At 63.8% G+C, this 22,262-nt stretch carries 24 protein-coding genes and 1 tRNA gene; 10 read left to right on the top strand and 15 right to left on the bottom strand.

Going from position 1 to position 22,262, the window contains the following annotated elements; all coding sequences use genetic code 11:
• Positions 1-32: 32 nt before the first annotated feature.
• The 6 genes from BMX17_RS13635 to BMX17_RS13610 all read right to left on the bottom strand — a co-directional run bounded on the left by BMX17_RS13635 (position 33) and on the right by BMX17_RS13610 (position 5,605).
• Complete coding sequence (locus BMX17_RS13635) at positions 33-587, bottom strand: NUDIX hydrolase (RefSeq protein WP_092660968.1); 555 nt, start codon at positions 585-587, stop codon at positions 33-35.
• A gap of 103 nt (positions 588-690) precedes the next feature.
• Positions 691-1,074, bottom strand: coding sequence for a cupin domain-containing protein (locus BMX17_RS13630; protein WP_092660966.1), 384 nt, complete (start codon positions 1,072-1,074; stop codon positions 691-693).
• A gap of 40 nt (positions 1,075-1,114) precedes the next feature.
• Positions 1,115-2,596 (bottom strand): glycosyltransferase family 2 protein, encoded by a 1,482-nt coding sequence (locus tag BMX17_RS13625; protein WP_170845418.1) that lies wholly within the window; start codon positions 2,594-2,596, stop codon positions 1,115-1,117.
• Between the two features lie 328 nt (positions 2,597-2,924).
• Positions 2,925-2,997 (bottom strand) — tRNA-Pro (locus BMX17_RS13620).
• 66 nt (positions 2,998-3,063) lie between these two features.
• Entirely contained in the window at positions 3,064-4,815 is a 1,752-nt protein-coding gene (locus BMX17_RS13615) for a hypothetical protein (RefSeq protein ID WP_092660962.1), read from the bottom strand.
• On the bottom strand, positions 4,805-5,605 hold the full coding sequence (locus tag BMX17_RS13610) for an ABC transporter ATP-binding protein (protein ID WP_092660960.1): 801 nt from the start codon (positions 5,603-5,605) through the stop codon (positions 4,805-4,807). The genes BMX17_RS13615 and BMX17_RS13610 overlap by 11 nt, the downstream gene beginning before the upstream one ends.
• Positions 5,606-5,707: 102 nt before the next feature.
• Between BMX17_RS13610 and BMX17_RS13605 the strand changes: the two genes are divergently transcribed.
• On the top strand, positions 5,708-6,220 hold the full coding sequence (locus BMX17_RS13605) for a YfcE family phosphodiesterase (protein ID WP_092660958.1): 513 nt from the start codon (positions 5,708-5,710) through the stop codon (positions 6,218-6,220).
• Positions 6,221-6,269: 49 nt separating this feature from the next.
• Here the strand turns inward: BMX17_RS13605 and BMX17_RS26155 are convergent, their stop codons facing one another.
• Positions 6,270-6,425 carry a hypothetical protein gene (locus tag BMX17_RS26155; protein WP_170845417.1) on the bottom strand — a complete coding sequence of 52 codons (156 nt, stop codon included), beginning with the start codon at positions 6,423-6,425 and terminating at the stop codon, positions 6,270-6,272.
• 137 nt (positions 6,426-6,562) lie between these two features.
• Between BMX17_RS26155 and BMX17_RS13600 the strand changes: the two genes are divergently transcribed.
• Entirely contained in the window at positions 6,563-7,024 is a 462-nt protein-coding gene (locus BMX17_RS13600; protein WP_092660956.1) for a GDP-mannose mannosyl hydrolase, read from the top strand.
• 5 nt (positions 7,025-7,029) lie between these two features.
• Here BMX17_RS13600 and BMX17_RS25195 read toward each other — a convergent pair whose 3' ends face one another.
• The 3 genes from BMX17_RS25195 to trmY form a co-directional block, all read right to left on the bottom strand.
• Positions 7,030-8,025, bottom strand: coding sequence for a hypothetical protein (locus BMX17_RS25195; protein WP_139203517.1), 996 nt, complete (start codon positions 8,023-8,025; stop codon positions 7,030-7,032).
• Positions 8,010-9,038, bottom strand: coding sequence for a PKD domain-containing protein (locus BMX17_RS13590; RefSeq protein ID WP_170845416.1), 1,029 nt, complete (start codon positions 9,036-9,038; stop codon positions 8,010-8,012). Before BMX17_RS13590 ends, BMX17_RS25195 begins: the two co-directional genes overlap by 16 nt.
• 102 nt (positions 9,039-9,140) lie before the next feature.
• The gene (gene trmY, locus BMX17_RS13585; RefSeq protein ID WP_092660950.1) at positions 9,141-9,737 is read right to left on the bottom strand and encodes a tRNA (pseudouridine(54)-N(1))-methyltransferase TrmY; all 597 of its coding nucleotides are present in this window, start codon (positions 9,735-9,737) and stop codon (positions 9,141-9,143) included.
• A 136-nt stretch (positions 9,738-9,873) separates the two neighbouring features.
• Between trmY and BMX17_RS13580 the strand changes: the two genes are divergently transcribed.
• Together BMX17_RS13580 and BMX17_RS13575 are read left to right on the top strand one after the other, a co-directional pair.
• Entirely contained in the window at positions 9,874-11,388 is a 1,515-nt protein-coding gene (locus tag BMX17_RS13580) for a phosphoenolpyruvate carboxykinase (ATP) (protein WP_092660947.1), read from the top strand.
• 86 nt (positions 11,389-11,474) lie between these two features.
• A complete protein-coding gene (locus BMX17_RS13575; protein ID WP_092660945.1) occupies positions 11,475-13,823 on the top strand; it encodes an STT3 domain-containing protein in 2,349 nt (782 codons plus the stop codon).
• A 5-nt stretch (positions 13,824-13,828) separates the two neighbouring features.
• Here the strand turns inward: BMX17_RS13575 and BMX17_RS13570 are convergent, their stop codons facing one another.
• Together BMX17_RS13570 and BMX17_RS13565 are read right to left on the bottom strand one after the other, a co-directional pair.
• Positions 13,829-14,227, bottom strand: coding sequence for a PIN domain-containing protein (locus tag BMX17_RS13570; protein WP_092660943.1), 399 nt, complete (start codon positions 14,225-14,227; stop codon positions 13,829-13,831).
• A complete protein-coding gene (locus BMX17_RS13565) occupies positions 14,228-14,488 on the bottom strand; it encodes an AbrB/MazE/SpoVT family DNA-binding domain-containing protein (protein ID WP_092660941.1) in 261 nt (86 codons plus the stop codon).
• Positions 14,489-14,584: 96 nt separating this feature from the next.
• Between BMX17_RS13565 and BMX17_RS13560 the strand changes: the two genes are divergently transcribed.
• The 3 genes from BMX17_RS13560 to BMX17_RS13550 all read left to right on the top strand — a co-directional run bounded on the left by BMX17_RS13560 (position 14,585) and on the right by BMX17_RS13550 (position 15,970).
• Positions 14,585-15,151 (top strand): metal-dependent hydrolase, encoded by a 567-nt coding sequence (locus BMX17_RS13560; RefSeq protein ID WP_092660939.1) that lies wholly within the window; start codon positions 14,585-14,587, stop codon positions 15,149-15,151.
• A gap of 85 nt (positions 15,152-15,236) precedes the next feature.
• Positions 15,237-15,542 (top strand): toxin-antitoxin system TumE family protein, encoded by a 306-nt coding sequence (locus tag BMX17_RS13555; RefSeq protein WP_092660937.1) that lies wholly within the window; start codon positions 15,237-15,239, stop codon positions 15,540-15,542.
• A 23-nt stretch (positions 15,543-15,565) separates the two neighbouring features.
• Positions 15,566-15,970 (top strand): HVO_A0114 family putative DNA-binding protein, encoded by a 405-nt coding sequence (locus BMX17_RS13550; RefSeq protein ID WP_092660935.1) that lies wholly within the window; start codon positions 15,566-15,568, stop codon positions 15,968-15,970.
• A gap of 7 nt (positions 15,971-15,977) precedes the next feature.
• Here the strand turns inward: BMX17_RS13550 and BMX17_RS13545 are convergent, their stop codons facing one another.
• The 3 genes from BMX17_RS13545 to BMX17_RS13535 are packed head-to-tail and all read right to left on the bottom strand — an operon-like array spanning position 15,978 to position 19,405.
• The gene (locus BMX17_RS13545; RefSeq protein ID WP_092660933.1) at positions 15,978-18,683 is read right to left on the bottom strand and encodes a nucleotide sugar dehydrogenase; all 2,706 of its coding nucleotides are present in this window, start codon (positions 18,681-18,683) and stop codon (positions 15,978-15,980) included.
• Between the two features lie 51 nt (positions 18,684-18,734).
• Positions 18,735-19,145, bottom strand: coding sequence for a putative toxin-antitoxin system toxin component, PIN family (locus BMX17_RS13540; RefSeq protein WP_092660931.1), 411 nt, complete (start codon positions 19,143-19,145; stop codon positions 18,735-18,737).
• Positions 19,142-19,405: an AbrB/MazE/SpoVT family DNA-binding domain-containing protein gene (locus BMX17_RS13535; protein ID WP_092660929.1), complete on the bottom strand. Its 264-nt coding sequence runs from the start codon at positions 19,403-19,405 to the stop codon at positions 19,142-19,144. The genes BMX17_RS13540 and BMX17_RS13535 overlap by 4 nt, the downstream gene beginning before the upstream one ends.
• Positions 19,406-19,567: 162 nt before the next feature.
• On the opposite strand from BMX17_RS13535, the gene BMX17_RS13530 reads away from it, so the two are divergent.
• The 3 genes from BMX17_RS13530 to BMX17_RS13520 are packed head-to-tail and all read left to right on the top strand — an operon-like array spanning position 19,568 to position 22,103.
• Positions 19,568-20,482: an ABC transporter ATP-binding protein gene (locus BMX17_RS13530; RefSeq protein WP_092660927.1), complete on the top strand. Its 915-nt coding sequence runs from the start codon at positions 19,568-19,570 to the stop codon at positions 20,480-20,482.
• On the top strand, positions 20,479-21,288 hold the full coding sequence (locus tag BMX17_RS13525) for an ABC transporter permease subunit (protein ID WP_092660925.1): 810 nt from the start codon (positions 20,479-20,481) through the stop codon (positions 21,286-21,288). The genes BMX17_RS13530 and BMX17_RS13525 overlap by 4 nt, the downstream gene beginning before the upstream one ends.
• Entirely contained in the window at positions 21,285-22,103 is an 819-nt protein-coding gene (locus tag BMX17_RS13520; RefSeq protein WP_092660923.1) for an ABC transporter permease subunit, read from the top strand. The genes BMX17_RS13525 and BMX17_RS13520 overlap by 4 nt, the downstream gene beginning before the upstream one ends.
• The last annotated feature ends 159 nt before the right edge of the window (positions 22,104-22,262 follow it).

The following is a 22,262-nucleotide window of genomic DNA, read 5'->3' as shown; positions in this document are numbered from 1 at the left end:
GCCTAAGGGTTGTGTTCTGGCCGGCTCGTCCCTCAGCCGAACAGTTCGTAGTAACAGACGCCGAACGCGGTCCGGCCGTCCCGGCAGTCCCCGGACTCGACCGCGGCCAGCAGGTCGTCGAACGCGGCCGTCTCGACGTCGATCGACTCGTCGTGGTCCAGCGCCTGCTCGCCCGTCGGTGTACAGCCCGTGGCGACGAAGTAGTGAAACACGGCGTCGGAGAACCCGTTGGCCGGTTCCACCGTCGTCAGATGCTCGACCGCGTCGGCCTCGTAGCCGGTCTCCTCTTCGAGTTCCCGGTGAGCCGTCGCTTCGAGGTCGGCGTCCTCGCCCTCGACGCCGCCGGCGGGGAGGCCGCGAGTGACCCGCTTGACGGCCTGTCGCCACTCCTCGATGACGACGACCTCGTCGTCGGGCCTAAAGGGCAGGACGACGACGCTCTCGCTCTCGGAGAGATAGTCGAAGTCGGTTTCGGTCCCGTCGGGGAGGCGGACCTGTTCGCGCTGGATGTCGAACCCCGGGCAGATGTAGGCCGTCTCGCCGTACAGCGTCTCCCAGGCCAACTCGTGGGTGGCGTCGTCGGTCATACCGACCCCAGCGTCTCGGGGAGCAAAAGCCCCCGTAAAACACCGGACAATCGGCGTTCGGTTTGTACACCGGGAGAGTTTTCGGCTCGGCGGTCCCGCCCACTCACTCGCCGTCGGCGTCGGGCTCGTACGGCCGCCCGATGTCGAATTTCGGCGCGCCGACACCGAGCACCCGGACCGGCTCGTCGGCGTCGGCCGGATTGTACGGCCGGATCGGGCTCTCGGGCTCGACGAGGAACGTCTCGTCGGCCCCGATCACGAACTCCTCGTCGGGTGTCTCGACGTGGAGGTCGCCAGCGAGCACGTAGAACAGTTCCTCGCGCTGGTCGTGGTAGTGGTAGGTCGTTGCGAGGTCCTCGCCGGGCGCGAGGTCGTACATCGCCGCCGCGAGCTGGGCGAGTTCCGCCGCCTCGGCCAGCGACCGACGGTCACAGGGGTGGTCCGGCGACGGCGCGAGCTCGTCGGGATCGATGTGATGATAGCCCATCGAACGGGACGAGGGTCGGCGCGGTAAAGAATCGAGCGGCTCAGTCGGACTTGGTCTCGGTGCCGCCCGTCTTCGAGCCGGACTTGGCCTGGGAGTTGACCCGGGCGGTCGTCACGTAGATGCTCGGCCGCTCGAAGATGACCTCGTCGAGGAAGGATACGACGTAGACGATACTCTGGAGGGCCAGGTAGACCCACAGCGTGAACGAGGCGAACACTTCCAGACTGTCGTGACTGAAGCCGTCACGATAGTCCTGGACGAACACCATACACGCCGCGACAGCCGGTGAGACCGCGAGCAGGGTCCAGAGCGCGTTTCTGACGAACGGGGAGAAAAACGTCGCCGTCGGGACACCGTACTGGAGGGTCGTCTGCAGACCCATGTCAGTCAGGATCGAGGCGGTGTAGGGATTGGAGACTGCGAAGTCACGCACCATGTCGAACAGCAGGATCGGGAACGTGAACGCGACGAAGACCGGCATGAGCGCGTAGGCGAACGTGAACGCGGCGTCGAACCGCTCGCGCATCGACATGTTCTGGCTGCGCGGGAGTCGGAACAGATAGCGGAACGCGACCTGCATCCAGCCACGGGCCCAGCGTTTGCGCTGGCTCCACCACGACTGGAGCGTGGCCGGGTTCTCCTCGAACGTGACGATCGAGGGATCGACACGGAGCTGTTTGCCGAAGTCGTGGATCTTCGAGGACATATCGATGTCCTCGACGAGGACGCTCTCGTCGAAGTCGCCGAGTTCGTCGAACATCTCCGCGCGGAAGAAGGCCTGTCCGCCGCCGAAGATGGTGAACCCGCCGAAGACTTCCCGTGCGAACAGGTCGCCTTTCTCGGCGATGTGGCGCTCGACGGTGGCGTGCAGGGCCAACAGCGAGTCCCGGGGATTGTCGCCGTAGCAGCGACCCTTGACACACCAGATGTCCGTGTCGGACTCGAACCACGCCACCGCGCGACGGATGGCGTCGGACTTGAACCGATGGTCGGCGTCGATGCTGGCGATTATCTCGCCGGTCGCGTACTGGAGTGCGTAGTTCGTCGCTTTGGCCTTTCCGCCGCCGGGTTCGTCCCGCTCGACCGCTTTGAACCGCTCGTCGTCGGCGGCCGCTTCCTCACAGATCGCCGCCGTGTCGTCGACGGAATCGCGCTCGTAACAGAGGACGACCTCCAGCTTCTCGGCCGGGTAGTCGAGATTCCGACACGCCTCGATCGTATCGGGCAGCACCGCGGCCTCGTTGTACGCCGGAATGACCACGCTGACCTCTGGCAACTCGGAATCCGACAGCGTCAGCTCGGGCGTCTCCGGTCGCTTGAACGAAAACAGCGCCGACACGAGTGCCCGACCGGTCAGTCCGAGCAGGGCGACCAGCATGACGGTCGTGAGTGCCCGAAACCACGTATCGGGGAAGATGATCGCCGGGAGGTACAGTGCCCCCATTACGCCAGCGGCGACGGCGATATAGCGGAGAGCTCCCTTGTAGGAGAACGATTGACTCTCCGCAGTCTCTACTTTCATAGAGCCCTTTCGGTCGGTCATTAAGAAATAATTGATGATTTGTCTCGGAGAAAGCAGACGAGCGTCAGACACCCCGGATCCATCCCGATAGTGTCCGCCGGCAATCGTCATCCTGACCGCGATACAGGGACACGTTCTGGCCACATCTACGCACCGCTCACGACAGTCAGATATGCGCGGCTCACGAGTTTGTTCGGTGGAAAAGTGGGCCGGCGCGAATGTCGAACACGGGAAGACGGTCGCTCACTTCGTTCGCGCTGCGACTTCCCTGCTCGAATTCGCGCCAGTCACGTACGCGCCGCTCACGAGTTTGTTCGCGGCGCAAAAGTGGGCCGGCGCGAATTCGAATCGCGGTTACGGCCACCCGAAGGCCGAAGGATACCAAGCTACCCCACCGGCCCGTGCAGTAGCAATACGGAGATGGCACGCGCCAGTTTTAACGGTTGCGAAAGTCGTCACCGCCCGGCCTAGTCGAGTGTGTGCAGCCGAAATCGGCGGGTGACGGACCGGAACGCCCAGATTCCGAACAGACACAGGGCTGCGAGCGGAAGGACGTAGCCACCCCAGCGGACAGCCGACACGGGAACGGTCGCGATCTCGGCCCCGACCTGCCCGAGCCACCTCACGACGCCACGGGCGGGATCGAAGCCCTGCCCGGCGAGCAGGGCGAACGGAACCGACAGGAGACCGCCGACGAGCAGTGACAGGAACCGGCGCGTTCCCGCCGGTGCCAGGATCGCGGCCGCAGCGAGAGCCCCGGGGACACCGAGCGTCAGCGAGTACAGCACGACGGCGCTCAGACTCGGCGGCACGATTTCGCGGTCGCTCCCCACCTGAACCGGATCGTACCGGGGGAACGCCATCCCGACCGCCGGCGCGATCACGACCGCGGCCAGCGTCAGCACGAACGCGATCACCGCGAGCGCCACGGTTTCGAGGGGTGCGTACGGTCCGGCGAGCCCGGTCGCGACGGTCGCGAGGACGACCACGGGCAGGCCAAGCGTCAGCCCCGGTAACGCGAGCCCGACGGCGTAGTCCCGGCCCGAGGCGAGCGACGTGAGCGTGGCCGGCAACGCCGCGCCCTCGTCACCCAGGGGGTTGAGGCCGAACACCGCCCCGGCGAGCCAGGGAAGGGCGACGACCACCAGCGGCGGCAGCAACGCCAGGAGCGATCCGACGCCGGTCTGTGCGATGTTGACGAGGGTGACGCCGCCGAGGACGACGGGAAGCACGAGGAAGGAGAGTCGCTGTGGGTTGCGACGGGCGACGACGACGGAGCGCTGGGCGACCCGGCGAGCCGGCTGGCCGATCGTCGGCAAGGGGATAGGGCGGACTGCGGCGGCGAGCGGGTCGGCAGCGGTCCCGGTGTCGACCCGTGCCTGCTCGGCGGCCACCGCATCTTCGACGGTGTCGCCGAACCACAGCGCCACACCGAGCCGTTCGACGATCAGCACGCCGCCGAGGACCCAGACCAGCCCACCGACGAGGATCGCGGCCGCTCGGGGGAGCGACCCGGAGAATGGCGATCCGATCACCGCCAGATCGACGATCCACGAGAACGGGAGCCAGCCCAGCAGTGCAGTCAGGCCCTGGCCCCCGAGGTTCTGGAGGCCGACGTACCCGCCGACGAACACGATCACGGCCAGGAAGCTGAACGCGGACTTGTGCTCGGCGACGACGCGGTAGCGCGCCACGAGCAGTTTGGCGAGCAGTCCCAGCGCGAACCCGAGCACGAGCGCCGTCGCGAGGAACAACAGAACGGCAAGCGCCAGAAACGGTGCCATCACCGGCGATCCCGAGGCCACGACGAACGCCCCACCCAGCAACAGGACGGGCACGGCAAAGTAGGCGAGCGCCCGGAAACACTCGGCACTGAGAAGTCCCAGGGCGACAGCCCGGACCGGCACCGTCAACAGCATCAGCGACTCCTGGTCGATGCTGTGGTGGCGCGACCCCGCACGCTGTGCGGTGATGAACACCGCAAACAGCCACTGGATCGCGACGCTTCCTCGGATCACGTTGGACACGTCGCCCGCCGGTATCTGGTCGCCGAACTGTAGAATGAACCACGTGCCCGCGAGGACCATGAGGCCGAACAGCACGGCGACGACGCCGAGCAGGGCCAGCCGTGCCGAATCACCCCGAAGTGACCGCGTCGTCCGGCGAAACTCGGTCCGGCCGATCGAGAGTCCCTGCCGGACCCAGCCACTACTGGACATCCGTGGCACCCTCTAGCGTCGGCTCGTCGGCCGCCGGGTCCTCGCTGGTCACTTCGAGGAACACGTCTTCGAGCGTCCGCTCGCCCGCGCCGCCCGCGTCGCCCCCTGCACCGGCGTCGGCCTGCTGTTTCAGATCACCGGGCGGCCCCTCCGCGACCAGTCGCCCGTCGTAGAGGACACCTACCGTATCCGCGTGTTCGTCCACGACCGGCAGGATGTGCGTCGAGAGAAAGACGGTCGTTCCCTCGTTTGCGAGGTCGTCGATCATCTCCCGGATCGTCCGCGCGGCCCGTGGGTCCAGCCCGCTGGTCGGCTCGTCCAGAAAGAGCACGTCCGGGTCGTGCAGCAGCGACTGGACGAACGCCGTCTTCTGGCGCATCCCCTTCGAGTAGGCGTCGATACGTCGATCCGCGTCGTCGGCCAGGTCGAGTCGGTCGAGTAAGTCGTCGATGCGCCGACTCGTCTCGTCCTCCGGGAGGTCGCGCAACCCCGCGACGTAGGTCAGCTGTTCGCGGGCGGTGAGTTCAGTGTACAGCGGTGGCTCCTCGGGCAGGTAGCCGACCCGCTCGATGAGTCGTTCGCGCTCCTCGACGGGGACGCCGGCGACGCGTGCACTGCCGCTAGTGGGGCGGGTCAGCGACGTGAGCATCCGCATCGTCGTCGTCTTCCCCGCACCGTTCGGGCCGAGAAAGCCGTACACGACGCCTTCGGGAACCGCGAGGTCGAGGTCCGCGACCGCCGTGGTCGATCCGTACCGTTTCGTCAACCCTGTCGTCTCGATCGCTGTCATGGGGACCAGTCGTCCAGAACTCCCGGTGGCGAACCCATGAAGGTGGGGTCGCGTTTTCCGACCCAGAAAACCTTCATAATCCGGCCGGTCGTCGCCACGGATATGCAGGTGGGAATCGTCTCCGACACGCACGACAATTACAGCGCCGCCGAGACCATCGCCACCGTCTTCGCCGACCGCGGAATCGGCACCCTCGTCCACTGCGGTGATTTCATCGCCCCGCCGCTCCTCGCCGCTTTCGAGGGCCACGGCTTCGACATCCACGGCGTCCTCGGGAACAACGACGGCGAACGGGAGGGCCTGCAGGCCACCATCGACGGCTTCAGCGACGGGAGCCAGCTCCACGGTCGCGAGGCCGACCTCACCGTCGACGGCACGTCGGTCCACGTTCTCCACGGCGACCAGGGCATCGAGACCGTCAACGAACGCGCCGACTCCGGCGACTACGACTACGTACTCTACGGTCACTTCCACGTCGCCGAGAAACGAACCGAGGGCGACACGACCGTCGTCAACCCCGGCGCACACTTTCCGACCGTGCCCGCAGACCACCGTAGCGTCGCGATTCTCGACACCGACGCCGACGAGATCGAGTTCGTCGGGATCGACGCCTAACAGCGCCGTCGCTACGCGACTGGAGTACTGGAAAAACGAATCGCGCCGATCAGGAGAGATCGGGAACGAGCGGCGCGTCGGCCTCGTCTACAAGCTCGTTACCGGACGTTTTCGGTGCCGCGCGACCACCGTCGGTGCGGACGCGGTTCGTGGGCATCTCGGGAACGAGCGGAGCCGTCGTTTCGATCTGAGGCCGTTCGGTCATTTTGTCCTCATCACATCCTGCGAGGGGGACCTACATAACTATAACGGTCTATAATTATCACGGTCGTTCGTGTATCCGTTCGGACTCCACGGCCGGCGGATGGCAATCGACAAGAGACGGGGGTCGTCAGTGGGCATATGAGCGATGACAGCCCGGTTCCGGCGACGGAGTGGAAGACAGTGGTCAGCAACGTCCCGCTGGTCTCGGTCGATCTCGTCGTCGAGACCGACGACGGCGTCGTCCTCGGGAAACGCGAGAACGAACCCGCGAAAGGGGAGTGGTTCGTCCCCGGCGGTCGCGTCCGCAAGCACGAGCGGTTACAGAACGCCGTCGCCCGCGTCGCGGAATCCGAACTCGGTTGTGGCGTGGCGATCGAGCGCCAGCTGGGCGTCTACGAACACTTCTACGATACGTCGGAGTTCGACGACACCGACGGCAAGCACTACGTCCCCATCGGCTACCACGTTAAGCCCGAAGATGGCGCGGAATTCAAGCCGGACGACCAGCACAGCTCCCTGCGGACGTTCCAGCCCCCGTTCGAGTTCGATCTGCACCCGTACGTCGAGGCGTATCTGGACGACGCCGGAGTTCTGGAATAGGGCGTTTACTCGTCGGAATCAGGTTCGTCACGGAGTCTGTCTTTTTCGAGGAACCGGGAGAGTCGGAGCCGACCTGCTTCTTCTTCACGGGTCATCTCCCCCCGGACTCGTTCCTCAGCCCACCGGATCTGATACCGATACCACTCCAGCGTGTCGTTGCCGTTTCGGATCTCGATGTTGAGGACTCCCGCGTACCAGCCGTCCGTGCGATTGAGGCTACGTGGGAGTGTCAGGTTCTTGTAAACATCGACGACGTTGGCTACCTCGTCGAAATACTGGCTCGAATTCAATTCATGATCGGTTTCATAGGTGAGGAAGGCCTCCCCTCCGTGTTTATCGAGTGAAAGTACCCTAATATCAGTACGATTTTGAAGATCACTACCCAGATTGTCAATATACACATCACCATCGTGTGGCGGTTGTGCAGTTGAAATATTCCACAATTCTCCGGAGGCCACTATAGCATCAAGATAATTATTGAAACTCCAATCATCATTTATATATTTCATCGCCCACCAATCTTCAATTATTGAGTCCCAGACCACAGAATCGTTAGCACTCTTTCCAGTAATGTGTAGGCGTGATATCCCCCAACCCGGCTTAGAATTGTAGCTTTTATTGACTACTTCTGCGAAGGATGCCGCTATAAATGACAGTTCCCTAGTGGTTCGTGACTCATTACTAAAGTCCCCATAATAGGAGATATCTAAAGTAGTATTATTTTTCTTATAATTAAGACCTTTTATATTTGTTTTGTTCAGCCCAGACCTCAGCAGATCTCGGAACCGGTGTTCATTTTCTGGTTTTTCTACCGGTTTTTCAGTCTCTGTATTGTTATTATCAGTATAATTTACAGGTGAAGGTATGGTTGTTTCGTTTATATGTTGAGTTGTATTGTTTGTGTTTTCTTTTTTATCAGGGATTATACCGCTGCACCCTGCAGTGATCAGCATTACAGACACCATCAACACGACTGTCAGGTTTTTTAACATATTGGACATATACCCCCGAACCCACTATTGTCTGATGAACTTTTTTGTGAACTACTACCACCACTGTCAGAAGATGTATTTGGTATGCCTATTCCAGGGAACACGTCATTGACAATATTATTAATTGTATTATCTGATTTGTCATTAACACTGTCTTGATTCTGGTTTCCACTATTCCCATCTTCGTCATCAAATTTAGTCTGTACCTCTTCTCCCGGATCGGCTGTTGCAACAGCATTCAACTGCTCAAGGTTCGGACCCGACTGCTGGACGACCTCACCGGTACTCGTATCGATCGTCGGCGCCTCGAACGTAATCGTTCTACCACCCCATTCAGTCTGCATCACACCATCGTATCCGTCGTCCCCACCGTCAGAACCACGATCAACAGTCCGAACCTGCGGCGACACGTTCACCGAATCGGTCGCTTCGCGACCGGCTATGTCGACGACTCGAACGGTCAGCGTGTGATTCGCGGTCGATTCCATGCTGTGGACGTAGTTGATCGAGTTCACACCGGAGTCGTTGATCGACCGTTGCACGGTCTGTTCGCCGTCGACCTGCCACTCGACGTAATCGACCGGGTTCCCACCGCGAGAGAAGTTCGCGACGTAGGTCGCCTCTCCCGACGGATCACCGTAGCCCGCATCCTCCACGGTCGGTTCGGTCGGGCCGGACAGCGACACCGACGGTCCCGGTGCGGGATCGACCTCGACGTACAGCGTGTCCGTGCGCGTCGCACCGTCGTCGTCGGTCACGGTAATCGTCACGTTGTACTGCCCGGGCGTCTCCGGGCGGAAGGAGGTGGTGCCACAGGCCCCACAATCGGGCGTCGTCGTCCCGCCACCGGGCATCTCGATCGACCAGTCGTACCCGGTAACGTTACCGTCGGGGTCCCGCGAGCCGGTGGCGTCCAACCGGACGGTCTCGCCCGCCGTCGCCTGCTGGTCAAGCCCCGCATCCGCCAGCGGTGGCTCGTTGTCCCCACCGGCGGCGACACCCGACAGCGCGAGGAGTGCCACCACTACCAGGAGCGCGCACCCACCTCGTACACCCCGATCCATGTCCCGTATCCGGGCTTTGCCTCGGTCTGGTACTTAAACTTCCGGATGGCGAACAGGTTCTCAGTATCGCTTGAAGCCGCCGGTGTCGAGGTAGTTGTGCGCGACCGTGATGGCGTGATCTGCGTGGAGCGCCCGCGGCGAGAGGCTGACCCGATGGTCCGCGTATTCCGCGAGCAGGTCGGACTCGGCGTCGGTGAAGGACTCGTGGTCCGAGAGGACGAAGAGTGGGTCCTCGGGCGGGTCCACGTCGACGATGGGATCGCCGTCCTCGTGGAGGTGCACGACCGTGCTGTCGGCGGCGGCCGAAGAGAGTGTAGTCTCGAAACCCGTCCGGGAGATCGAGACGCCGGGGGAACTCTCGGCGGCCATGTGGCCGATGGCGTCCTCGCGGTGTTCGAGCGCGGTGCGGACGAGTGCGGCCGTACTGCGCTCGTCGGGGTTGAGGTTGCGTAGCTCGGAGCCCTCGAACTGGATCGTGAACTCATCTTGCAGGACCAGCGAGACGCGCACGTCCTCACGGATGTCGTGGGAGAGGACGAACGCAGCGCTGATCGCGCGACAGAGGATGTCGAGGCGGCCAGCCTCGCTCGGGAGCGCGTCGAGCGAGAAGTCGGGCGTCGTCGGCACGCGGTGGCCCAGCAGACAAAAGTGGCGCATAGGAGCGGTGTCGGCCCGCGCGGAAAAGAACGTGTCCGTCTCGACCTGTCCGTCGAGAGGTAACGGGACGGTATACCGAACCAAAGCGCGACCGAATGGCCCGACCTTATTACCGAGCCCGTGGTATGCACGCCTGATGTCCGAGTCCGGATTCACGGTGCGAGAGCCCGTCACAGCGTTACCCGACCCGGTCGAGGCCGAACACGTCGTCTACGATCCGTCGCTCGACCAGCTCCGGGAGTTCTCCCGCGAGATGGAGACGACCACGGAGTTCGGCTCGCCCGCCTACGTCAGCGACCAGCAGTCGCGTAACGCAGACAAGACGAGAAACGCGATCGACCACGAGTTCGACGCCGACGACTTCGAACACCTCGAGGACGCCATCGAGTTCGCCGAGGGCAACGAGATGCTCTGCCTCGACCGCCAGGTCGGTCGCCACCCCGACAACACCTACGTCTGTCGATACTACGTCCCGAAGGCGTACGGCCGCATCGCGCTCTCGGTGGCCAAACTCTTCGAACCGGTCGAGGATCCGGACGCCGAGCCCGACTTCGTCACGGTCCAGGTCCCCGACTGGGACGAGACCGCCATCCGCATCCTCCCCGAGGAAGGGTTCACCGCCGTCCTGGGCAGCGACTATACTGGTGAGGCCAAGAAGTCTTTCCTCCGGCTGTTCATGCTGCGCGCGAAGGAAGCGGGCGGCCTGGGCCTCCACGCGGGGAGCAAGCGCGTCTGTCTGGAGTCCGAAGACGGCGACGACCTCGAAACCGTCGGCCAGCTGTTCCTCGGCCTCTCGGGGACCGGCAAGTCCACCCTGACCGCACACGGACTGGGGCTGGAGGATCCGGAAGACGCGACGATGCTCCAGGACGACGTGTGTGCACTCCTCGCGGACGGCTCCGTCGCCGGCAGTGAGGGCCAGGGCCTCTACATCAAGACCATCGGCCTCGAACGCGAGGAACAGCCCGAACTCTACGACGCGGCGACCGACGAGTCCGCCGTGCTGGAGAACGTCGACGTGGCCGAGGACGGCACCGTCGACTTCGACAGCGACCACCACACCACCAACGGCCGCGCGGTGATCCAGCGCTCGGAACTCGATTCGGCGGGCGAGGAGATCGACCTTCCGGACCTGGACCAGATCTTCTTCATCACGCGCAACCCCGTGATGCCGCCGGTCGCCAAACTGGATCCGGACGAGGCCGCCGCGGCGTTCATGCTCGGCGAGTCCGTCCAGACCAGCGCCGGCGATCCCTCGAAGGCCGGCGAGTCGATCCGTGTCGTCGGAACCAACCCCTTCATCATGGGCTCGGAAGGCGAGGAGGGCAACCGGTTCCGCGACCTGATCGAGGACCTCGACGTGGACTGTTTCGTCCTGAACACCGGCTCCGTCGGCGGTCGCGACGTGGGCGTCGACGACACGGTTACCCTGCTCGAAGGGATCTCCCGGGATACTGTCGCGTGGCGCGACGACGAGACGACCGGGCTGACCGTCCCGAGCGAAGTGCCCGGGATGGACGTGTCGGCGTTCGACGTGGCGACGAATCTGGACGAGGCTGACGCGAAGGTCGCGGACCTCCGCGAGGAGCGCCGGGCGTATCTGGCGCAGTTCGCCGACCTCGACGACGACATCGAATCGGCCGTCTACTGATCGGCTGACGGTCGGTCGCTGCTTCTGTACGGGCCCGACGGAGCGCCTGTCGATGGGTTTATTCGCTCCACGGCGGATGCCCCGGTATGGCCGACGAGCGCGACGCCGCCGAGACGCTCACAGAGCGCCCCGAGCTGGCGTCCGCACTCGAATCCATTCGCCCGATCGACGACGACACCGAAACCTGGACTTTCGAGGACGTGCCGATCGACTCGGGAACCTTCGGCGAACTCGTTTCTGCGGATCTCGTGGAGAAAGTCGACGGGGAGTATCGCCTCCCCGACGCGACCCGGCGCGCACTCGACGGCAACACGGATGACGCGACCGACGAGCAGGACGGGACGGAACTTGACCTGTCGCTACCCGCCGTCGACGTGGACCGGCGGGCGGTCGGTGCACTCGCCGGCGCGCTCGCGGTGGTCGTCCTCTTCCGGACAGTGTTCTCCTACGGTTCGGTGTTCCGCGACGGCGCGGTCGTCCTGTCCGGGAACGATCCGTACTTCTATCGGTATCACGTCGAACAGCTACTGGCACAGGGCGGTGGGTTCGACGCCGCACTGCTGAGCGAGATCCCGATACCACACGGCGAGCCCCTCATGGTCGCGGCGCTGTACTGGCTCGCGGGGCTGTTCGGTGGAACAGCGGCCGCGGCCGGGACCGTGATGGCGTGGTACCCGGTCGCGTCCGCGCTGCTCACGGGACTCCTGCTGTACCTCCTGGCCGTTCGGCTCACGGACGACCGCCGGGTCGGGCTAGCCGCGGTCGTCCTCCTCGCGACGACGCCGGCCCACGCGATCCGGACGAGTCTCGGCTTCGCCGACCACCACGCCTTCGACTACCCGTGGCTCGTCCTGACTGCCCTGGCGCTGGTCGTCCTCGCCGACCGGGACGAAGACGCTTACCGCGACCCCCGTGCGTGGCTCGCGGGACTGGGACTCGGCGTCGGTGTCGCCGGCCAGATCCTGGCCTGGGACTACGGGACCGCGCTGGTGGTTCCGGTGGCACTGGTGGTGGCGCTGGCAGTCCTGCTCGACGTGACCGCGGACCGCTCACCACTCCTGACGAACGCGCCGCTGTTCGGTGGGCTCGCGGTCGCGACGCTGGCCGTCCAGTTCGTCCACGGCGAAGTGGGCTGGCACACGGACTTTATCGTCGCCGTCCCACTGTTGCTCGCCGTCGGAGCGGTGAGCGTACTGGTGGCCGGCGAAGTCGTCCACCGACTGGAGTTGCCACCCCTCACGATGGTCGGCGCGGAGGTCGTCGGAGCAGTCGCGGCAGTCTTTCTGGTCCCGATGCTGGTCACCGACTTCTGGGCGCGGGCGGGGGAGCGCGCGGACCGGTTCTTCGCGACCCGAAACATCGTCGAAACCCAGCCGCTGATCAGTGGCGATTTCACCTGGTTCCTGTTGCTCGGGTTCGTGCTCGTCCTCGCGCTCCCGCCACTGATCTGGGCGAGCCGGCGCGCCGCCGAGGGGTCGAAACCCTGGCTCGTCGCGGGCGTCTACACGTGGTACTTCCTCGCGCTCGCGGCGGTACAGGTCCGGTTCGTCGGCGAACTCGCCGCCTTCACCGCCCTGTTCGGTGGCCTTGGCTTCGTCTGGCTGGCCCACTGGGTCGACCTCGCGGCCGTCCCGCGCCCGTTCGCCGACGACACCGGGGCGTCGAGGACAGCCCCACCCGACGACGACGGACCGACTGACGGCTCGACGACGCTTCGACTCCCGACCGTCCGGGAAGCGGGGTTGCTCGTCGCCCTGTTCCTGCTGGTCGGGGGCATCGGTGTCCTCCAGACGCCGATCAAGACGAGTCAGATCACCATCGAAGACGGCGCGTACCAGTCGGCGGCGGCCGTCGACGACCACGCGACCGCCGCGAACCTGAGCTACCCCGAGAACTACGTCCTCAGCGAGTGGGGCCGCAACCGGATGTACAACTACTTCGTCAACGGGGAATCCCGGTCGTACGGGTACGCACGGGAGCAGTACCGGACGCTGTACACGTCGGGCAACGAGTCCCAGTGGTACCGGAGCCACCGCAACCGGGTGGGCTACGTCGTCACCGAATCAGCCCCGAACTCGAACGCGACCGCGCGGTCGCTGTTCGCCCGCCTTCACGACGGATTTGGCTCCCGCCAGTCACCCGTCTCCGGCCTGGCGCACTTCCGCGCCGTCTTCGCATCCGACGGGGGCGACTTCAAGGCCTTCTGGCTCGTCCCCGGCGCGACGATCACCGGCACCGGGCCGGCGAACACGACGACGACCATCTCCAAATCGGTCAACGTACCGGGCGCGTCGTTCACCTACGAGCGCCAGGTCCGGACGAACGCCGCGGGCGAGTACGCCGTCACCGTCCCCTACCCCGGCGAGTACGACCTCTGGACCGAGACGGTGTCGGTGAGCGAACGCAACGTCACGGTCGGGAATCGGGTCGGGTGAGAACGTTACCAGACAGTCTCGTAGTCCGAATCGGCAATGACGCCGTCGGACGTGATGATGGCGTCGGTGTCCCTGGCGCTGTGGCTCGCGACGACGAGACCGGCGTGGATGCTGAACGTCTCCGTCAATCCCGCATACTCCACGAGTTCAGCGTCGTCGATAGATGCGAGTGCGACTGGTCCGTCCCGGACGAGCGCACTCCGGGCCTGTTCCGGCGTCCCGGACAGTGTAATGCCACGAACGTTCTTGTCCCGCGAAACGGAGTACAGCACCTCCGCGAGTGCAGTCCCGGGCGCGTGAATCACCGTCTCCCCGGCTTCGGCTTCCGCGAAGAGTCGGTCGGCTTCGGGCGGGAGTGAATCGACCAAATAACAGAGGAGTGCGACCGCATCGGCCGTGTACATCTACGATTCCTCGTAGTTTCGGTCGCGGCGGTTACGCACTCGCTGTTCCAACTCCTCAGCTACTTCGGCTCGCTTCTCCTCGGCTGTCTCGTCGGGTACGAGGAGCCCCCGGCCTTCGGTCCGGGTCCGCTTTTTTACCACGATTCCCTCGTCGGTATCCAGCCAGACCACTTCGTCTCCCGGTTCGAGGTCGTACTTCTCGCGTAACCCCTTCGGGATCGTCGCCTGCCCCTTCTCCGTGATCCGAGTCGATTCGCTCATATCGAGTAATACTCCGTGTAATACTAAAAAAAAGTACGCCAGTTCGGGGGCTTCGATCCGAAGCCCGTATCACCGTCGCCGCCGTCCGTCCCAGTAATGTGGCCCTGGGGACACGCCGCCGTCGGCTACCTCCTGTACACCGCTTACCGCCGGTCCCGGTTCGACCTGCGACCGCACGGTGTCCCCGTCGTCGCGCTCGCAGCCGGCACACAGCTTCCGGACCTGATCGACAAGCCGCTGGCCTGGCAGTTCGCCGTCCTGCCGAACGGCCGGTCGTTCGGACACTCGCTTCTGGTCGCCGCCGCGCTCCTGGTGGTGCTGTGGGCCGTCGCGGAACGGCTCGACGCCCACGAGAGCGCGGTCGCGTTCGGCATCGGCTACGTCGGTCACCTGTTCGGTGACGCACTCTACCCCGCACTGGCCGGCGATTTCTACTACGTCGGCTTCCTGGGGTGGCCACTGATCCCCGCCATCGAGTACAACCTGGCGACCGGTGGCTTCCTCGACCACCTGTTCGCGCTCGATCTCGGCCCGCTCGCGGTCTTCGAGTTGGGACTCACCGTCGTCGCCGTCGGCCTCTGGTACCGCCACGGGATGCCTGGGTTGGGGGTTGTGGTGCCAGGATACGACGAATCTATCCCGGAGGAACAACCGAAATCGTGAGCGGTGTCCTCGGCCAAACTCGTGCCGACCTATGTTGTTCGGTCCATAGGCTTATCACGGTAGGCGGAGTAGTAGAGAACATCGGATGGCGTCCTACACGACGGTCGTCGAGTGGACGGATGTCGAAGATGACTACGTCGTCGATATCACTATCCGTCGAACGGAGGACGATACGTACCCGAGTGGCTGGAGTTACGCGCTCCATCTCGGGGAGGTCGGTGGTGACACCATCCTCCGCTACGACAACGCCCACGAACGAACCAAGGGGCACGAACGTCACACCCGGGGAACTGTCGAGACCATCGACTTCCCGGGGATGCTGGCCCTGTACGATCGGTTCAAGCGGGAAGCCGAAGAACGCTCCCCGGTTACGTGGGAGTGGGCGGAGTAAGACGCCATCAGGAGGTCCACACAATGCCAACGCTCAAAGTCACTGTCGGGGAACGCGACCGACTCGATCAGCGGGCACGTCGTCGTATCGAGGCCGCACAGGAAGGCGAGGATCTCGACGACGCACAACCGGTTCTAAACTTTGGGTCGTACGCGGAACTCAGTCGTCTCCTCAGCCCAAAGAATCTGGAGTTACTGGAACTGATCGCCCGGCGCGAACCCGAGAGTATCAGCGAGACAGCCGATCTGGTCGAACGTGATTACAAACAAGTACATCGAAATCTCTCCGAACTCGAAGATATCGGTGTGATCGAGTTCGATGACGACAGCAACGGGCGGCCAAAAAAGCCGCTCCTCGCTTACGACGGCCTCGAAATCGACATCCCGTTTGTTGATTCTGATGATGCGACTGGCGTCGCGGCACCGTGACCGACCGTCACCAGGTCAGTCCTTCGTAGGTGATCCCCTCGCGGCGCTCGACGATCCGCCGCCCGTCGACGACCACCGGGTCGGTCATCGCGTCGAACTCCTCGTCCAAGGTCCCGAACTCGTCCCAGTCGGTGACGGCGACGGCCCCGCTCGCGCCGTCGAGCGCCGCTGCCGCGGATTCGGCGTACTCGATCTCGGGGAACCGCTCGGCCATCTCCCCCGCCGCGACGGGGTCGTACGCGACGACCTCCGCCCCGCGCTCGCGGAGCCCCTCGATCACCGGAATCGCCCGCGAGTTGCGGATGTCGTCTGTGCCGGGCTTGAACGCCAGCCCCAGCACCGCGATCCGTTTCCCGTCGGCATCGACGTGCTCGTCGAGCAGGTCGAGGAGCCGCTCGGGCTGGCGGTCGTTGACCTCGACCGCGGCTTCCAGCATCCGTGGCTCGTAACCGGCGTCGCGGGCGTGTTGGATGATCGCTGCGGTGTCCTTCGGGAAGCAGTTGTGGACGACGAGTCCATCGGTCGTCACGAACGTATGGGTGTCCGCGACTTCCAGTGAGTACACGTCGACTTCGTCTTCTGTGACGGTGATCTCTCGCACGTCGACGGTTGTATCACGATCACCAACCGTGTGGCTTGACGGTTCCACGTCAACGACGTACTGATCTAACCGCTCCTGGATCCGTTTCTGGTCAGCAGAGAGGAACATATCCTTCAGGGCCGCAATCTGATGCTTGGAACTGATACGGAGGAAGTGTGCGGGCTGTGTCGACTTAGCCGATTCCGACGTTTTGTAACTAGGGACGATACCGAGACTATGTAACAGGAACTGCATCCCCTGGATGAGGTCCTCGCTGACTGACCCGTAATCGTAGACCACTGCATTGGAGTGGTTCTTATAGTCGATGTGGCCATCACCGCGGAACAGCCCCGCGAGGAGGGCTTTCCTGTTTTCACGATTCTCCTGATAGGCCAGATCCGGGATGGCCGCAGAATACGATCCAGTCCCGCAACCGAGCCACCGGAGGAAATACGCGAGGATCCGGCTCGATACCTCGATTTGTGTCGCCGTTTCCTGCGTTTCTGTGCGGTATCTGATACCGAGGCTATCCAGATACGATTCCACGTCTGTGACGTATTCTTCCTCGTCAGTCGGATGGAAGCTCAGGAAGATGCGTTTCCGCGTGTTCGAGCCATGTGCGGAGTCGTCGTCGTTGACGTGCCCCTCACTGAGATAGTAGCCGATGAAACGCCAGAAGTCCTCGTTGGCATTGAGAACCGCGGGGATATACGTCTGTCCACCGCCGACGGTCGTGTAAAGGCTGAGGTCGGTTCTGTCGAACGGCAGTTCGCCTTCGTACTCGAGGAACGCGTCGAGAATGAGGTAGTTGTTCCGTGTGAATTCGTGGACTTTGTCGTAGCTGAACTGCTCGTTGTACTCCGAGAGTCGATCCCGTAGCTGATCTTTGACTTCCGCAAGCTCGAACGAAGGTTTCAGATATACGTTCTCGTTCTCGAAGCGAGGAGACTCCGCAACGAGTTCGAGAACGTCGAACGAACCCACGGGATCCGAGGGGAGTGTCGTCTGAACCGGTACCGTATCACCCTCCGAGAGCGACTGGGCTTCACGAACGACGGACTCCCCATCTTCGGTGGTCACCATCGGGTGGTCGTGGGTCACCGTCACCTCCTTGTTCATCTTCGTCCGGATCGTGTGAAGTTCGCCGTCGTACGAGCGCCGCGTCGCTGCGAGTACCGATTTGAATTGGAACTCGCCTTCGTCGTAACTCAGCACCGAAACGTCGTCGATTTCCCCATCAGCTGCGAAGTGGTCGAAGAACTCAGCGAGTGTCAGAAGCTTCGTTCCCGTCTCGTCTTTCGCCAAAACGCGCTGATCGCCAGTGAGACACGAACCGCCCCACCCAACCCCGCTCCGGAGGAATCGCTCGCCGATGCGGTCGTCGAGACCGATGGCTTCGGTAACCTCGTAGGCGTCGACGCCGTACTCCTTGCAGATGTTCCCGATGTCGTTGATGAGGCTGACCTTGGCGGCGAGAAAGCCGTTGTTGGCGTACTTGATCATCTCGGCCTCGCGGGGGCCGGTCTCGAAGACGGGCACGTCCCACTGGAGGACCAGCGGTTCGTAGACCTCGGCCAGACGGTCGAGGGCGCGCGCGTCGCCGTCGGTCCCCACGACGATCTTGTCCGGTTCCATGAAGTCGTCCACTGCGGTCCCCTCCCGGAGGAACTCCGGATTGACCGCGACGCCGAAGTCCTCGCCGGCGGTCTTGCCCGACGCGTCCTCGATGAGCGGCGTCAGGGTGTCTTCGGTCGTGCCGGGGACGACCGTACTCTTGACGACGACGAGGTGATAGCCGTCCTTGTCGGCGATGGCCTCGCCGATCGATTCGGCTCCAGCCTCCATGATCGAGGTGTCGATACTCCCGTCGTCGTGTTTCGGCGTCGGGAGCGCCAGGAAGGTCACGTCGGTCTCGCGGATGGCGTCGTAGTCGGTCGTCGCCCGGAGTTGGTCACCGCCGTAGATCGAGACCAGCGGGTCCAGCCCGGGTTCGTGGATCGGGGCCTCGCCGTCGTTGACGGCCGCGACGATCTCCTCGTCGATGTCGACGCTCGTGACCTCGTGACCGAGGTCGGCGAAACAGGCCGCGATGGTCGTCCCGACGTAGCCGCTGCCGACGACGCTTACGTGCATACAGGGTTCGTCCACGTCACCGGCCTTGAGGGTTCGGTTGGCAATGCGATATCAGTTTGTAAGTTGTTCGTAGAAGGTCCGCGGGTCGACGATATCGATCCCACGGAAGGAGTCGAGGTCGAGGAGATGACTGTCACCGGAGACGACGTAGTCGACGTTTCCGGCGACGGCGGCTTCGAGGAACTTGTCATCGTCCGGATCGTCCTCGACCGTCTGAATAGATTCGTCCGGATCGACGAACTCGGCGAAGTATCGTATCATCTCGACTTCCTGCTGGACTTCCTCCTCGTTCATGTGAAACCGCTCGGGATATTTGAGCAGGGTCCGCCGGAATTCAGTGAGCGTTTCGACGGAGACGACGATATCGAATTCGCCTTCGAACCCCTTGACGACGACTGCGTGAGGAACGCCAGTCGAGATGACGCTGGAAATGAGTACGTTCGTGTCGAGAACTGCCTTCATTTCTCGTCGTCGCGTGCGTCGTGTACCAGCTGATCGACGTCATCCATGGTGAGGTCCACCTCGTCGGCGCGGTCCTCGACGCGCTGCTGGAACTCCGCAACCGACGGTAGCTCCAGTTTCTTCAGAACGAGGCCGTAGTCGGTCGGAACGACCATCAACTTCGTTCCCTTCTCGAGGCCGAACTGTTCGCGGAGCCGGCTCGGAATCGTGATTTGCCCTTTCGAGGTGACCGTCGTCAGTTCTGGTTCGTCAGTACTCATCGTTCTTGTGTAAGAGTTCCTTACGCAGATATTTAAAGAACCGGGTCAGCCGATGCATCCGTGATCCGCTCGACGAGGTAGTGTTCTGCGACCCGTGGCCACTGTTTCCGAGTCGGAAAACCACCGCGCGCTTTTATTTCGGCTCGGTTCGCCGATTGACATATGACCGCCATCGAAGCGACGGAGGTATCGAAACGGTACGGGACGGTGGTCGCCCTGGACAGGGTCGATCTCACCGTCCCCGAGGGGGAGATCTTCGGCTTTCTCGGGCCCAACGGCGCGGGGAAATCCACGTTCATCAACGTCCTGCTGGACTTCGTGTCGCCCAGCGACGGGTCGGTCGAGATCTTCGGCCACGACTGTCACGCGGAGGGGGTCACGGCCCGCGAGCGCATCGGCGTCCTCCCGGAGGGCTACTCCGTGTTCGAGCGCCGCACCGGCCGTCAGCACATCGAGTACGCTATCGAATCGAAAGACGCCGACGACGACCCTGCCAAGATCTTGGATCGGGTCGGGCTCGACCCCGCGGACGCAGAGCGGGAGGCCAGCGACTACTCGAAGGGGATGGCCCAGCGGCTGGTGCTGGGGATGGCACTGGTCGGCGAGCCGGACCTCCTCTTGCTCGACGAGCCGACCACGGGACTCGACCCCAACGGGGCCGCCGAGATGCGGGACATCATCCGCGAGGAGAACGAGCGCGGCGCGACGGTCTTCTTTTCCTCGCACATCCTCGAACAGGTCGAGGCGGTCTGTGACCGCGTGGGGATCCTCCAGGACGGCGAACTCGTCGCCGTCGACACGATCGAGGGGCTCCGTGAGTCGCTTGGCGGGGGGACCAAGCTCGTCATCACGGTCGACAACATGGAGAACGGCACGCTGGAGGCGGTCCGCGGGATCCGGGGCGTCGAGACCGCCGTCGAGCGCGAGGAGTCGACACTGGAGGTGACCTGTACGAACGACGCGAAGATGGACATCCTCGTCGAGTTGCACGACGCGGGCGTCGACGTGGTGAACTTCCGGACCGAGGAGGCCTCGCTGGAAGATATGTTCATCGAGTACACCGGGACGGACCGATGAGCTGGGCAGTGATCGCGCGCCAGGACTGGACGCTGACGGTCGGCGAGCGTTCCACGAAGTACCTGCTGGGCCTGCTCGGGTTCGTCGTCGTCGTCACGGCCTACGTCTACCCGATCGGCGGCCCGGGACCACACACCACGGGGCGGTTCGGCGGCGTCGTCCACGGGAGTCTGACGACGCTGGTCCCCATCGTCGGCGTCCTGCTAGGGTACAACGCAGTCGTGAGCGAGCGCGAGTCCGGAGCGCTCCGGCTCTCGCTGTCGCTGCCCCACAGCCGGGCCGATGTCGTGTTCGGGAAGTTCCTCGGCCGGACCGCCGTGGTCGCGGTCGCGCTGGTCGCGTCGCTGGCCGTCGCCGGCTTTCTCGTCGTCTACCCGTTCGGCGAACTCGAACCGCTCCGCTACCTCGCCTTCGTCGTTTTCGCCGTGTGGTTCGCCGGGATCTGGACGGGCATCGGGATCGCTGCCTCCATCGCCGCGGCCACGAAGCGACGCGCGCTCGTCCTCGCGCTGTTCGTCTTCTTCGTGTTCGTGATGCTGTGGGATACCGTCGATAGCGGCGTCACGCTGCTGCTGGACTTCGCCGGCCTGATCGACGGCGAGTTGCCCGGCCCGTTGCAGTTCTACTTCGGTCTCGAACCCGGCCGGGTCTTCGGCCGACTCACCGACGGCTTCGTGGATCCGAGCGCCACCGTCGAGGGAGCCTGGTATCTCGGCGAGTGGGTCGCACTCGTCCTGTTCGCGCTGTGGCTCGTGGTGCCGCTGGGACTGGCCTATCGGCGGTTCGCGCGGGGTGAGCTGGCGTGAGCTGGCGCGTGATCGCCCGGGCAGATATGCGCGACGCCGCCCGGTCGAAGACGACCTGGCTCACGGCCGTGCTCACCGCCGTTGCCGTCCTCGGCTACGTCGTCGCTCACGACTACATCGGCGAGCCAAACTTCCCGGCGTTCGTCGCGGGGCTGGCCGGCGTCGTGGGCGTTCTCCTCCCGGCGGTCGCCATTCTGCTCGGCTACAAGTCCATCGCCGACGACCGCACGAGTGGGCGACTCACCCTCACGCTCTCGCTGCCCCACTCCCGACGCGATCTGGCACTCGGCACGTTCCTCGGCCGCACGGTCGTGGTCCTCGTTCCGGCCCTGCTCGCGCTCGTCGTCGCCGGCGTGGTCGGTGCCGTCCGCTTCGGCACCGAGGGCGTGCTGTGGTACCCGTGGTTCCTCCTCGCGAGTGCGCTCTTCGGGACCGCGTTCGTCGGGTTCGCCGTCGGGCTCTCGATGTCGACGACCGCCGACCGCTGGATCACCCTCGGGGGTCTGGGCGGCTACCTGTTGCTGGTCACGTTCTGGGGCGGTCTCCAGTCGGCGGTGCTGGTCGTCCTCCACCGCTTCGACTTCGCGGTACTGCAGAATATGCCCAACTGGGCGCTGCTCTTCCGGCTGCTCGAACCCGGCGAGGCCTACGCCCGACTCGTCCGCGCCGGCTTCGACGTGGACCTGGCCGGGCTGTACGTGGCCGAGGGCGCGCCCCTCTACGTGAGCGCGCCGGCCGCGCTGGTGCTGTTGGTGGCGTGGGCGGTCGTTCCGCTGGCGGTCGGGTATCGTCGGTTCCGGGCGTCCGACCTCTGATCTTCTGATTTAACTTTCAGTTCTGCTGACGGTAATGGGGAAAAGAGCGGCGTTCTTGGACATCGCCAGACCGTTGGCCCCCTCGAACTAGTATGATATATTTCATTTTGTCTCAAATCGACCCAGAGGTATAAATACAGATCTGGGTATTATGAGACA

This window comes from Halorientalis persicus (assembly GCF_900110215.1).
GTDB lineage: Archaea > Halobacteriota > Halobacteria > Halobacteriales > Haloarculaceae > Halorientalis > Halorientalis persica.
Note: the sequence above shows the minus strand (reverse complement) of the source record. Positions and strands in the feature narration are given on the sequence as shown.

Excerpts from the sequence above, each read along its gene's own strand:
- BMX17_RS13635 (WP_092660968.1), bottom strand. The coding sequence starts at position 587 with ATGACCGACGACGCCACCCACGAGTTGGCCTGGGAGACGCTGTACGGC.
- BMX17_RS13630 (WP_092660966.1), bottom strand. The coding sequence starts at position 1,074 with ATGGGCTATCATCACATCGATCCCGACGAGCTCGCGCCGTCGCCGGAC.
- BMX17_RS13625 (WP_170845418.1), bottom strand. The coding sequence starts at position 2,596 with ATGAAAGTAGAGACTGCGGAGAGTCAATCGTTCTCCTACAAGGGAGCT.
- BMX17_RS13615 (WP_092660962.1), bottom strand. The coding sequence starts at position 4,815 with ATGTCCAGTAGTGGCTGGGTCCGGCAGGGACTCTCGATCGGCCGGACC.
- BMX17_RS13610 (WP_092660960.1), bottom strand. The coding sequence starts at position 5,605 with ATGACAGCGATCGAGACGACAGGGTTGACGAAACGGTACGGATCGACC.
- BMX17_RS13605 (WP_092660958.1), top strand. The coding sequence starts at position 5,708 with ATGCAGGTGGGAATCGTCTCCGACACGCACGACAATTACAGCGCCGCC.
- BMX17_RS26155 (WP_170845417.1), bottom strand. The coding sequence starts at position 6,425 with ATGACCGAACGGCCTCAGATCGAAACGACGGCTCCGCTCGTTCCCGAG.
- BMX17_RS13600 (WP_092660956.1), top strand. The coding sequence starts at position 6,563 with ATGAGCGATGACAGCCCGGTTCCGGCGACGGAGTGGAAGACAGTGGTC.
- BMX17_RS25195 (WP_139203517.1), bottom strand. The coding sequence starts at position 8,025 with ATGTCCAATATGTTAAAAAACCTGACAGTCGTGTTGATGGTGTCTGTA.
- trmY (WP_092660950.1), bottom strand. The coding sequence starts at position 9,737 with ATGCGCCACTTTTGTCTGCTGGGCCACCGCGTGCCGACGACGCCCGAC.
- BMX17_RS13580 (WP_092660947.1), top strand. The coding sequence starts at position 9,874 with ATGTCCGAGTCCGGATTCACGGTGCGAGAGCCCGTCACAGCGTTACCC.
- BMX17_RS13575 (WP_092660945.1), top strand. The coding sequence starts at position 11,475 with ATGGCCGACGAGCGCGACGCCGCCGAGACGCTCACAGAGCGCCCCGAG.
- BMX17_RS13570 (WP_092660943.1), bottom strand. The coding sequence starts at position 14,227 with ATGTACACGGCCGATGCGGTCGCACTCCTCTGTTATTTGGTCGATTCA.
- BMX17_RS13565 (WP_092660941.1), bottom strand. The coding sequence starts at position 14,488 with ATGAGCGAATCGACTCGGATCACGGAGAAGGGGCAGGCGACGATCCCG.
- BMX17_RS13560 (WP_092660939.1), top strand. The coding sequence starts at position 14,585 with ATGTGGCCCTGGGGACACGCCGCCGTCGGCTACCTCCTGTACACCGCT.
- BMX17_RS13555 (WP_092660937.1), top strand. The coding sequence starts at position 15,237 with ATGGCGTCCTACACGACGGTCGTCGAGTGGACGGATGTCGAAGATGAC.
- BMX17_RS13550 (WP_092660935.1), top strand. The coding sequence starts at position 15,566 with ATGCCAACGCTCAAAGTCACTGTCGGGGAACGCGACCGACTCGATCAG.
- BMX17_RS13545 (WP_092660933.1), bottom strand. The coding sequence starts at position 18,683 with ATGCACGTAAGCGTCGTCGGCAGCGGCTACGTCGGGACGACCATCGCG.
- BMX17_RS13540 (WP_092660931.1), bottom strand. The coding sequence starts at position 19,145 with ATGAAGGCAGTTCTCGACACGAACGTACTCATTTCCAGCGTCATCTCG.
- BMX17_RS13535 (WP_092660929.1), bottom strand. The coding sequence starts at position 19,405 with ATGAGTACTGACGAACCAGAACTGACGACGGTCACCTCGAAAGGGCAA.
- BMX17_RS13530 (WP_092660927.1), top strand. The coding sequence starts at position 19,568 with ATGACCGCCATCGAAGCGACGGAGGTATCGAAACGGTACGGGACGGTG.
- BMX17_RS13525 (WP_092660925.1), top strand. The coding sequence starts at position 20,479 with ATGAGCTGGGCAGTGATCGCGCGCCAGGACTGGACGCTGACGGTCGGC.